General features: G+C 62.2%; 11 protein-coding genes. 9 read left to right on the top strand and 2 right to left on the bottom strand.

From position 1 onward, the window contains the following. Positions 1-118: 118 nt before the first annotated feature. The 4 genes from adk to KEM63_RS13005 all read left to right on the top strand — a co-directional run bounded on the left by adk (position 119) and on the right by KEM63_RS13005 (position 2736). Entirely contained in the window at positions 119-766 is a 648-nt protein-coding gene (gene adk, locus KEM63_RS13020) for an adenylate kinase (protein ID WP_223652299.1), read from the top strand. 88 nt (positions 767-854) lie between these two features. Continuing rightward, positions 855-1526, top strand: a complete 672-nt coding sequence (tsaB, locus tag KEM63_RS13015; RefSeq protein ID WP_223652297.1) for a tRNA (adenosine(37)-N6)-threonylcarbamoyltransferase complex dimerization subunit type 1 TsaB — start codon at positions 855-857, stop codon at positions 1524-1526. Positions 1527-1616: 90 nt separating this feature from the next. Further along, positions 1617-1919 carry a hypothetical protein gene (locus KEM63_RS13010; RefSeq protein WP_223652295.1) on the top strand — a complete coding sequence of 101 codons (303 nt, stop codon included), beginning with the start codon at positions 1617-1619 and terminating at the stop codon, positions 1917-1919. A gap of 4 nt (positions 1920-1923) precedes the next feature. Beyond that, on the top strand, positions 1924-2736 hold the full coding sequence (locus KEM63_RS13005) for a class I SAM-dependent methyltransferase (RefSeq protein WP_223652293.1): 813 nt from the start codon (positions 1924-1926) through the stop codon (positions 2734-2736). Positions 2737-2739: 3 nt separating this feature from the next. Here KEM63_RS13005 and plsB read toward each other — a convergent pair whose 3' ends face one another. Next, positions 2740-5223, bottom strand: a complete 2484-nt coding sequence (gene plsB / locus KEM63_RS13000) for a glycerol-3-phosphate 1-O-acyltransferase PlsB (RefSeq protein ID WP_223652291.1) — start codon at positions 5221-5223, stop codon at positions 2740-2742. A 289-nt stretch (positions 5224-5512) separates the two neighbouring features. Here plsB and KEM63_RS12995 point away from each other — a divergent pair, with 289 nt between their 5' ends. From KEM63_RS12995 to KEM63_RS12975, 5 genes are all read left to right on the top strand, one after another. Next, positions 5513-6442: an ABC transporter ATP-binding protein gene (locus KEM63_RS12995; RefSeq protein WP_223652289.1), complete on the top strand. Its 930-nt coding sequence runs from the start codon at positions 5513-5515 to the stop codon at positions 6440-6442. Then, positions 6439-7173 carry an ABC transporter permease subunit gene (locus KEM63_RS12990; RefSeq protein WP_223652287.1) on the top strand — a complete coding sequence of 245 codons (735 nt, stop codon included), beginning with the start codon at positions 6439-6441 and terminating at the stop codon, positions 7171-7173. Before KEM63_RS12995 ends, KEM63_RS12990 begins: the two co-directional genes overlap by 4 nt. A 16-nt stretch (positions 7174-7189) precedes the next feature. Continuing rightward, positions 7190-9037: a GldG family protein gene (locus tag KEM63_RS12985; RefSeq protein WP_223652285.1), complete on the top strand. Its 1848-nt coding sequence runs from the start codon at positions 7190-7192 to the stop codon at positions 9035-9037. A 13-nt stretch (positions 9038-9050) separates the two neighbouring features. Next, a complete protein-coding gene (locus KEM63_RS12980; protein ID WP_223652284.1) occupies positions 9051-10028 on the top strand; it encodes a DUF4340 domain-containing protein in 978 nt (325 codons plus the stop codon). Between the two features lie 268 nt (positions 10029-10296). Continuing rightward, entirely contained in the window at positions 10297-10506 is a 210-nt protein-coding gene (locus KEM63_RS12975) for a cold-shock protein (RefSeq protein WP_223652283.1), read from the top strand. A 39-nt stretch (positions 10507-10545) separates the two neighbouring features. Here the strand turns inward: KEM63_RS12975 and trxC are convergent, their stop codons facing one another. Beyond that, the gene (gene trxC, locus KEM63_RS12970) at positions 10546-10980 is read right to left on the bottom strand and encodes a thioredoxin TrxC (protein WP_223652282.1); all 435 of its coding nucleotides are present in this window, start codon (positions 10978-10980) and stop codon (positions 10546-10548) included. Positions 10981-11036: the final 56 nt, after the last annotated feature.

Raw genomic sequence — 11036 nt, 5'->3', positions numbered from 1 at the left:
TTTCGCATCGCTTCTGCCTTGCATGCGCGAATTTCGCACACCAGCGACGCTGGTGTCTGCCGGCCTGTGGTTCGATACCCGAGGCGGCCCGGTTTCAGTTAGATGAGGAGTTCAACAAATGCGTGTCATCCTTTTGGGTGCCCCGGGAGCGGGGAAGGGCACACAGGCCCAGTTCATCTGCCAGCGCTTCAACATTCCGCAGATTTCCACCGGTGATATGCTGCGTGCCGCGGTCAAGGCCGGCACCGAGCTGGGTAAGCAGGTCAAGGAAGTGATGGACAGCGGCGCGCTGGTTTCGGACGAACTCATCATCGGTTTGATCAAGGAGCGGATCCAGCAGGAAGACTGCACCAACGGATTTCTCTTCGACGGCTTTCCGCGCACCATTCCGCAGGCCGAAGCGCTGGCCGAAGCCGGTATCGCCATTGATCACGTCCTGGAGATCGCGGTCGACGACGAGGAGATCGTTCAGCGTCTGTCCGGTCGCCGCGTTCACCCGAACTCCGGTCGCGTGTATCACGTCCAGTACAACCCGCCCAAGGTTACCAACCAGGACGACGTGACGGGCGAACCGCTGATCCAGCGGGACGACGACAAGGAAGAGACCGTACGCAAGCGTCTGCAGGTGTACCACACGCAGACCAAGCCGCTGGTAGAGTTCTACCGCAAGGTATCCTCGGCTACCGGTACGCCGAAGTGCTCGAAGATCGAAGGCGTTGGCAGCGTCGACCAGATCACTGCGAAGGTACTGGCCGCGCTAAGCTGAGCCCCCTTGCAGTCCACGAAGCCCGTGCGACCCCGTCGCGCGGGCTTCTTCATTTTGGGTACAATCGCTTCCTTTTCAGGCGCTCCCCATGACTACTCTGCTTGCCATCGATACCGCTACCGAAGCCTGTTCAGCTGCGCTGCTGGTAGGTGATCGGGTCTTCCATCGGTTCGAAGTCATCCCCCGTCTGCATGCGCAGCGGCTACTGCCCATGGTCGATGAACTCCTCATCGAGAGCGGAGTCACTCTTCAAGAGATCGATGCGCTGGTGTTCGGGCGCGGCCCGGGTGCCTTTACCGGCGTTCGTATCGCCACCGGGATGGTGCAGGGGCTGGCCTTCAGCGCTGGCAAGCCAGTCATTCCGGTTTCGAATCTGGCTGCACTGGCCCAGCGCGGCTGGCGAGAGCACGGCGCTGAAGCGGTCTGCGCGGCGATCGATGCGCGGATGGACGAAGTCTACTGGGGCTGTTTCCGCCTGATCGACGGCGTCATGCAGGCGGTCTCCGGGGAACGGGTGTGTGCACCCGAGCAGGTCGCGGCACCTGATGGTTTCGAGCCGCAACTGGGCTGCGGTACCGGCTGGTCCTATGTTGACAGGCTGGCGGTGCAGGTGCCGGCCTCCGCTGCCGACATGTTGCCGGATGCCCGCGACCTGATCGACCTAGCGCTGCCCGCATGGCACGCGGGCGAGACCGTTGATGCCGCAGATGCCCAGCCGATCTACCTGCGCGATCAGGTTGCCACGCCCAAGGGCGCCTGATCAGCGGGCATCAGCACCATTTCGTCGGCGAACCTTTGCTGCAAGGCTGTCCCGCGGATACTCTGACGGGACTCATTCTGGAGTGGCTAAATGCGTCTGGATGGTCAGCTTCCATTCAACTCGCTCATCGAGCGCAGCCGAACTGTTGTCCCTCCGGCCAACAGCGAACCTGCGCGTCCCGGCCAATCTGCCCCCGTTGAACCCGTTCGTGCGATAACCCCCCGGTCTGTCGTGGCGCTGTCGGCGAATGCCGAATACATACCCGCCCGTCGTGACGCTCAGCAGCCGGTCCATGGTCGCAACAACCAGGCTCTGGCAGCATACGAGGCTACGGCCAATATCGCGGTCGAGGCGGACGTCGAAGGTATCTTTGGCGTTGACCTTTACGCCTGAGCACATGAACAACGTCTTTCCCACGCTCTCTCAGGACAGTCCAGCCGCCACGCTCGCCGTGACCTGGCGTGACGCTGCCCATCAGCAGGCGGCCGACGCGCTGGCCAGGCGCTTGCAACTACCCGTGGGTCCACGTGAACAGATCGATGCCGAGCTGATACTCCAGTGTGCCGACGATGGTCTGAGTCTGATCGCTACCGAGGCAGGCGCTCCTGGTGCCGTTCGGGTCGATTTCGTCGAGGGCGCGCTGGCGCATCGTCGCCAGTACGGCGGGGGTGCAGGGCAGATGGTCGCGCGCGCGGTTGGCCTGCGCGGAGCCATCAGGCCCTATGTGCTCGATGCCACCGCCGGGCTGGGGCGTGATGCTTTTGTGCTGGCGGCGCTCGGCTGCGAAGTCATGCTGCTTGAACGCCAGCCGGTCATCGCCGCCTTGCTGGCCGATGGCTTGAGTCGCGCGACCAGGGCCGGTGGTGAAGTAGCGGAAATAGCCAGTCGCATGCGGCTGCTCGAAGCCGACGCCATTGAAACCATGCGTGACTGGGCTGGCCCGGTCCCCCAGGTGATCCATCTGGACCCGATGTTCCCGCATCGCGACAAGTCGGCTTTGGTAAAGAAGGAAATGCGCCTGTTTCGACCACTGGCCGGCGACGACCTGGATGCCCCGAGGCTGCTCAGTGAGGCGCTGGCACTGGCCAGCCACCGCGTCGCCGTGAAGCGGCCACGCAAGGCGCCGGCCATCGAGGGGCCGCCGCCCAACGCCAAGCTGGAGGGCCAGTCCAGCCGCTATGATATCTACGGCCGGAGGAAGCTCGGCTAGTGGTCAGGCTGCTGCGGAGGGTGTCGACGTTCGGGCGACCTGCCGGATTGAAAGTCGGATCTCGGCGGTCAGTACGCGTCGGGCAGTGCTTTCGGCGATGTCTTCGAGTTCCGGCTTGAAGTGCAGCCGACCCTGTTCATCGGCGCTGAGTACGTCCAGTTGCATCAGCCGCTGAATGAATTGACGAAATAGCGTCTTGTCGAAGAATTCCGGCGCGTTGAGTCCGTGCAGAATGGACAGCCGCTGCGCCATCACGGTACATAGCCCTTCGAGTTCTTCTGCCGTCAGACTGCCGTTCGCGTTGTTCAGCAGCAGCGCTGCCACCATATAGAAACGTTCGAGCATCTGGATGATGGTGCGTGCGAGCAGCGTCAACAGCACGAACTCTCCAGAGCTGGGGTCCGGTCGATGGATCTGCTCGTTTTCTTCGCGCAACAGGCCCTGCGCAATCAGCCCGTCGATCCATTGCTCTATCACCTCCGGCAGGGCTGTCTCGTCCCACTGCAGGAACAGTTCGGCCTGCAGGTAGGGGTAGATGGCCGTGATCAGGCGGGCGATCTGCGCCCGAGTGACCCGGGGGTTGTTGAGAAACAGGCAGGCGATCAGGGCGGGCAGAGCGACGAGATGCAGAACATTGTTGCGGTAATAGGTCATCAGCACCGCCTGCGGCTCGTCGAGAAAGAGTATCTCCCCCAGCGCGTCGGACTGGCGTCCGATCAGGCCCATGTCTTCCACATAGCGAATCAGCGCCGGGCCTTCGAGTTCGGGTAGCGTAACGCTGGCGCTATATGGCACCCGGCGCAGGAGCGTGGTGTAGGTGTCCAGTACTCGTGCCAGGGCCGGCTCGTCGAGCGCCAGGCGGGGCGTGGACAGCATCGCCAGAGCGACCAGGTTCACCGGGTTGACGTCTGCCGCAGCATTGATCGAGCGAGTCAGCAGCTGAGCCAGCTCGTTGGTGGCGTACGTCATCCATACGGGTTTCGAATGCTCAGGGTCGGACACCTGGCGCCAGTCGGGCTGGGTTCGGTCAAGAAAGTCGGCCAATGCGACCGGCTCGCCGAAATTCACCGCAACCTGACCGAACGGCAGCTTGAGCGCTGACAGCACGCGAAACAGATCGAATACCGATTCCTTTTTCTTCGCCTGACCGCGCAGTTCGCCCAGATAGGTGCGACCTTCCAGGACGCGTTCGTAACCGATGTATACCGGCACAAAGACAATCGGCCGGCGGGAGCTGCGCAGAAAGCTGCGCAGCGTGATCGCTAGCATGCCGGTCTTCGAATTGAGCATGCGGCCGGTCCGCGAGCGGCCACCCTCGATGAAGTATTCGACCGGAAACCCACGACTGAACAGGGTGTGCAGATATTCGTTGAACACCGCTGTGTACAGCTGGTTGCCCTTGAAGCTGCGGCGCATGAAGAAGGCACCGCCCCGGCGCAGAATGCTGCCGATGATCGGCATGTTGAGATTGATGCCAGCGGCGATGTGCGGCGGGGTCAGGCTGTTGCGAAACAGCAGGTACGACAGCAGCAGGTAGTCGATGTGGCTGCGGTGGCAGGGCACGTAGATGATCTCGTTGCCGCGGGCGATGTCCTGCACGCGCTCGATGTGCTGGACGCGGATTCCCTTGTACAGCTTGTTCCAGAACCAGGACAGTACCACCTCGAGAAACCGGATGATGGTATAGGTGAAGTCCGATGCGATCTCGTTGGCGTAGCGGGCAGCGTCTCGGCGGGCCCTGGCCTCGTCGATATTCTCTTCCTGGGCCTCGCGAGCGATCGCCTCACGAACCAGAGGTGCCCGCAGCAGGCCCTTGAGCAAGGTACGGCGGTGAGACAGATCCGGCCCCACCACGGCACCGCGCTGCTGGCGGAAGTGCACACGCAGCAGGCGGTTGACCTTGCGCACGTTGCGTGGATGACCGAGGTCTTCGTTCACCAGCGCACGGACCGACATCGGATTGCCAAACCGCACACGTATCTTGCGGCCGTGCAGCAGGATGGCCAGCAGCTTGCGCAGGCGTCCGCCAACGGCCCAGTTGTAGGCGAACAGCAGCTTGATCGGCGAGGATTCGACGTCCGGCGACTGTCCCCAGAAAACGCTGACCGGGACCAGCTGCACGTCCAGTGAAGGGTTGTGCTCGACGGCGTTCAATATCCTCAGTAGCTGGGGCGACTGGCGTCGGGGATCGGGCCGACCGACCCAGGCCTGTCCGTGGTGAAGAAAGACGTGCGCCTCGGCTTCGTCGAGCGCGCCAATAGTCGGGCGAACCGGCCGGGGAATGCCGGCCTTGACGCACTCGCGGTCCAGCACCAGCAGGTCGGAGAGCGATCTCGATGGGAGCACGTAGACGATCGGCTGATGCTGGTCCAGCCGTTCGTTGTAGGCAGAGTTGGCAATGCTTTCCGACCGTGCCCAGATAAACAGCAGCCGGCGCATGAAGCCGAAACGCAGCCGGCCGAAAAAGGATGAAAAACCCGCAGACATGACATTCTCGTTGTTATCGCGGCAGACCGCGTTGCTCGTGCGGCGATTCTAACGGTTTTGCCGAATGCTGACATGCCCGCAGGCCTGCCGCGACCCCCCTTGAAATCCCCGATCACGGTTCATATAGTTTTTGCGCTCCGGTGTCGGTCAGCTGCAGCCGTTGCCATCGACGCAGTTCCGCCCGGGGGCTCAGATCACCCTTTATAACTTTGCCATTCAATGTATGCTTGCCCGTTGCGGCGCGCAGCCTGTTGCGGTGCGTCGGTTTTATGGGGAATGGAAAGAGGCCATGATAAAGATAAACAGCCTGACAAAACGCTTCGGCGACCACCTTGCAGTGGACAATCTCTCATTCGATGTTCAGCCGGGGGAAGTGCTCGGTTTTCTCGGTCCGAACGGGGCCGGCAAGTCGACCACCATGAAGATGCTCACCGGCTTTCTTACACCTGATGGCGGCTCTGCCTCGGTGTGTGGCTTCGACATCCAGAACCAGATTCTCCAGGCCCAGCAGCAGATGGGCTATCTGCCGGAAGGTGCGCCATGCTATGGCGACATGCGCGTGCGGCGCTTTCTGGAATTCGTCGCAGAAGTACGCGGGTTCAGCGGCGCGGACAAGCGCAAGCGCGTCGAGCTCGCTGTCGAGCAGGTCGAGCTTCAGGGTGTACTCGATCAGAGTATCGAGACGCTGTCCAAGGGCTTCAAGCGCCGGGTCGGCCTGGCGCAGGCCATCCTGCACGACCCCAAGGTGCTGATCCTCGACGAACCAACCGACGGTCTCGATCCCAACCAGAAGCATCAGGTTCGCCAGCTGATCCAGCAATTGGCCAGCGGCAGCAACAAGATCGTGGTGATTTCCACGCATATCCTCGAAGAAGTCAGCGCCGTGTGCACCCGAGCAGTCGTCATTGCTCGCGGCCGGCTGCTGGCCGATGGCACCCCGGACGAGCTCGAGTCGCGCTCGCGTTACCATCAGGCTGTTACTGTTGCGCTTGCCCAACCCGTGGACAGCCAGCCGCTGCTGGCGCTGCCTGGTGTGCTGGAGGTCGAGAGCGAGCGCGAAGGTCGCCTGCTGACCGTCATCCCGCAGCCGGGCCAGGTCATCTTCCCGACCGTGGGGCAGTACGCACGCGAGCACGCGTGGCCGGTCCAGGAGTTGTCGGTCGAGCGCGGCCGTCTGGATGAAGTCTTCCGCCGGCTGACCGCGGAGGATGCGGCATGAAGAATCTCGGAACCATCTTCAAGCGCGAGCTGGGTAGCTACTTCGCCACGCCGCTGGCCTATATCTTCATCGTCATCTTCCTGGTGCTGGCTGCGGTGTTCACGTTCTATCTCGGTGGCTTCTACGAGAGCGGACAGGCGGATCTGAATCCGTTCTTCAACTTCCATCCCTGGCTGTATCTCTTCCTGGTTCCCGCCGTGGCCATGCGCCTGTGGGCCGAGGAGCGCAAGTCCGGCACCATCGAGCTGCTGATGACGCTGCCCGTGTCGCGTACCGACATGGTGCTTGGCAAGTTCCTGGCAGCCTGGGTGTTCATCGGCATTGCCCTGTTGCTGACATTCCCGATCATCATCACCGTCAACTATCTGGGATCGCCGGACAATGGCGCGATCATTACCGGCTACATCGGTAGCTGGCTGCTGGCCGGTGGGTATCTGGCGATCGGCTCGTGCATGTCCGCTGTTACCAAGAATCAGGTCATCGCCTTCATCGTCAGCGTCGTGGCCTGCTTCATCTTCATACTCAGTGGCTTTCCGCTGGTACTGGACGTGTTCAGTGGATGGGCGCCTCAGTGGCTGGTCGATGCCATCGCCTCGCTCAGTTTCCTGATCCGTTTCGACGCCATCAGCAAGGGTGTCCTGGATCTGCGCGACCTGCTCTATTTCATATCGCTGATTGCTGTCTGGCTGCTGGCGACGGCCATTGTCATCGACCTGAAAAAGGCCGATTGAGGCGAGGAGAACAACAATGAAACGTATCATGTATTCGGGTACCGGCTTGCTGGTGCTGCTGCTGGCCTTCGTCGCCTTCAACATGGCGTCCAGCGTGCTGCTGCCCGGCGCCCGACTCGACCTGACCGAACAGAATCTCTACACCATCTCCGACGGGACCGAGCAGATCCTCGAAGACCTGGAAGAGCCGATCGATCTGTATTTCTTCTTCTCCGACGAAGCCAGCAAGGACATGGTCGTGCTGCGCAACTACGCCCGTCGAGTCGAGGAAATGCTTCGCGAGTACGAGCGCGTCGCGGACGGCAGCATTCGCCTGCACATTATCGACCCGCAGCCGTTCTCGGAGGCGGAAGACCGGGCCGCCGAGTTCGGGCTGCAGGCCATTCCGCTGTCAGAAACCGGAGAGCAGCTGTATTTCGGCCTGGCCGGTACCAACGAGCTGGCGCAGCGCGAGGTGATCCCGTTTTTCGCTCTGGAGCAGGAAGGACTGCTGGAATATGAACTGAGCCGTCTGGTCAACAGTCTCGCGCAGGCTGAAAAGCCGGCGATCGGCTTGATCACCGGCTTGCCGATTGCCGGCGGCAGCATGAACCCCATGCAGAGCCAGGGAGGGGCACCCTGGGTAGCCTACGAACAGATTGAGCAATTGTTCACCATCCGTGACCTGGATGCGGATCTGGACGAAGTCCCGGCGGACATCGATGTGCTGTTGCTGGTGCACCCGAAGTCGCTGAGCGAGGCGGCGCTGTTCGCCATCGATCAGTTCGTGCTGCGTGGGGGCAAACTGCTGGCGTTCATCGATCCGCTGGCCGAGGCCGATCAAAGCCAGGAAGCCATGATTGCTGTGATGGCTGATGGCAAGGCGTCTGACCTCGGTCCGTTGCTCAAGGCATGGGGGCTGGACTACAACCCCGAGCAGGTGGTGCTCGATGCTCGGCTGGGCATGTCGGTCAGTCGCGGACAGGGCCAGCTGCCTGCGCGTCATATCGGCTGGCTGGAGCTGGAGCCGCAGCAGCTTGATCGCGAGGATACCGTCACCGCGCCGCTGCAGTTGATCACCGTCGCCACCGGCGGCGCCCTGGTGCCGATCGATGGGGCGAAAACTCGCATCACCCCACTGTTGAGCAGCACCAGCAACAGTGCGCTGGTTCCATCCAGTCGATTCGCACAGCTGCAGGACCCGGAAACGCTGCTCGATGGCTTCGAGGCTGACGACAAGCAGTACCTGTTCGGTGCCCGCGTGCAGGGCCCTGCCAGCACCGCCTATCCCGAGGGGCTGGAAGGCCGGCAGCCGGACATCGCCAGCAGCGACAATATCAACGTAGTGGTCGTCGCCGACACCGACATGCTGACCGATCGCATGTGGGTCCAGGTGCAGGATCTTTTCGGCCAACGTATTCCGCAGCCCTGGGCAGACAATGGCGGCCTGCTGGTCAACGCACTGGATAACCTGTCCGGGTCGGAAGCATTGATCAGCGTTCGGTCGCGGGGCGATTTCAGCCGCCCGTTCACCGTCGTGGAGGACCTTCAGCGCCGCGCCGAACGTCGCTTCCGCGCCAGTGAACAGCGCCTGCAGCAGCAGCTGGCCGAGACCGAGCGTCAACTGGCGGAGTTGCAGCAGCAACAGGATCCGTCACAGCTGGCGGAGATGTCCGTTGAACAGGAGCAGGCGATTCAGCGCTTCCTGGACGAGAAGCTGGCGATTCGCAAGCAGCTGCGTGACGTGCGCTTCCAGCTCAATGCGGATATCGAACAGCTGGGCACACGCCTCAAAGTCATCAACATCGCCCTGGTGCCAGCGCTGCTGACCCTCGGCGTACTGCTGTGGTGGGGCGTCGGCCGTCTGCGCCGCCGCTCGGCCTGAATCGGGGGCACTTATGCGCAACGTCATCATCGCCCTGATCGCGGTGGTCTCCATCGCTCTGGTCGCCGTGGCATTGAAGATGCGCGGCGAGGATCGGGTTGCCGACCTGGAGTCGCGACCGTTGTTCTCGGACGCTCAGCGAGAGGTCATCGATGGCCTGGAGCAGATCGAGCTGCGTCGCGGTGGCCAGCAGGTTGAGCTGGAGTATCGCGACCAGCAGTGGGGTGTCGCCAATCATTACCACTACCCGGCGCAACGCGAACGGGTGGCTGCGCTTCTGCACGCCATCCGTGGCGTACGCATCGTCGAGGAGAAAACCGACAACCCCGAGCACCACGCCCGGCTGGGACTGGACCCCCAGGCCGAGGGCAGCAGCGCGCTTGAAGTGATTCTGCGCAACGCGGACCGCGATCTTTCTCTGGTGTACGGCAATACAGTCGGGAGCGGGCAGTTGGTGCGCCTGCGCGAGGACGATCAGGTATGGCTGATCAATCGTCCGTTTTCGATGTCGGTGAATCCTCAAGAGTGGCTGGCACTGGACGTCATCGGGCTGCCCATGGAGCGCCTGTCGACGGCCCGGTGGGAGCATGCCGACGGAGAGGTGGTGGAACTGGACAAGGCCCGGGAAGGTGATTACAACTTCCGCCTGGTCGGCTTGGCTGCAGATGCCCAGGCCGGAAAGGAGCGGCTGATCAACGGAATGGTGCTGGCGCTTGCCCAACTGCGCGCGCAGAACGTGATGCCACGCAGCGAGCTGACGCTCGGGCAGCCGATGCTGCGCATGCAGCTTGCCACCTTCGGAGGCGCGGAGCTGGCCGCCAGCCTGCATCAGATCGATGGCAAGTACTGGCTGCTGGTAGACGAATACAAGCCTTCCAGCGACGAAGTGCTGGCAGTGAATGCCGATGATCGATGGGCTTATCAGCTGAACATCGGCCAAGTAGAGAATCTCGAAAAACGCCGTGCCGATCTGGTGTCCCAGGACGACTGACAGCCTTTTCGCGGCCATTTCCCTTCTCATTGGCCTGTATCGCCCCTGATACAGGCCATTTCGCCCTTTTCCCCGACTTGCGCGCTATTTCGCTTCGACTAGAATCGATTTACGGCCTCTTTCTCAGCCCTCGACTGTTGCGCGTGGCATTCCCGGTCTTGAACGCTCGGTGCGAACAAGCGGTGCACGACGCTGGATGGCGACCAGGAGCGCCGGGATTGTTGTCCATACAGGACGGCGTGGCGTAACGAGTTTGTGGAGAGTGGTAATGGCTGAGCGTGAGCACGGCACCGTGAAATGGTTCAACGATGCCAAGGGTTTTGGGTTTATCCAGCGCGAGTCCGGGCCGGATGTTTTCGTACACTTTCGTGCCATCCGCGGGGATGGGCACCGAACGCTGGCCGAGGGCCAGAAGGTGGAGTTCACCGTCACGCAGGGTCAGAAGGGCCTGCAGGCAGAAGACGTATCGGCGGTGTAATGTACGGGACGTTGCCCCAGGGGCAACGTCCCGTTCCTGTCATGGCAGGTGTTGATCGACCCACTGGCGGAACTGGGCTGGTGGCAGCGCCCCTGCGAGGCGAGCCAATTCCTGTCCGCGCCGGACGATCATCAGCGTCGGTATGCTGCGGATAGCGTAGCGTGCTGCGAGTTCTGGCTGGTCTTCGGTGTTGATCTTGAGCAACTGTGCACGCGGCTCAAGTTCGGCGGCTGCCTGTTCGAACACCGGTGCGAACTGGCGACAGGGCCCGCACCATGGCGCCCAGAAGTCGATCACCACCGGCAGGTCGCCATTGGCATGGTTGGCGAAGTCAGCCTGCCCAACCTGCACCGGCAGCCCACTGAACAGCGGCTGCTTGCACGCCCCGCAGGTGGGGCCTGCTGCAAGCCGTTCGGCAGGCAGCCTGTTTTTCCTGTGACAGTGGGGACACGCGAGAATCATCGCTTCGCTCATTCATGTTCTCCTTACACGCTTAGGCTGAAGTGTAGCCCGGACCACGCGGCTCTACC

It is taken from the genome of Halopseudomonas nanhaiensis (genome assembly GCF_020025155.1).
Taxonomy (GTDB): Bacteria; Pseudomonadota; Gammaproteobacteria; order Pseudomonadales; family Pseudomonadaceae; genus Halopseudomonas; species Halopseudomonas nanhaiensis.
Note: the sequence above shows the minus strand (reverse complement) of the source record. Positions and strands in the feature narration are given on the sequence as shown.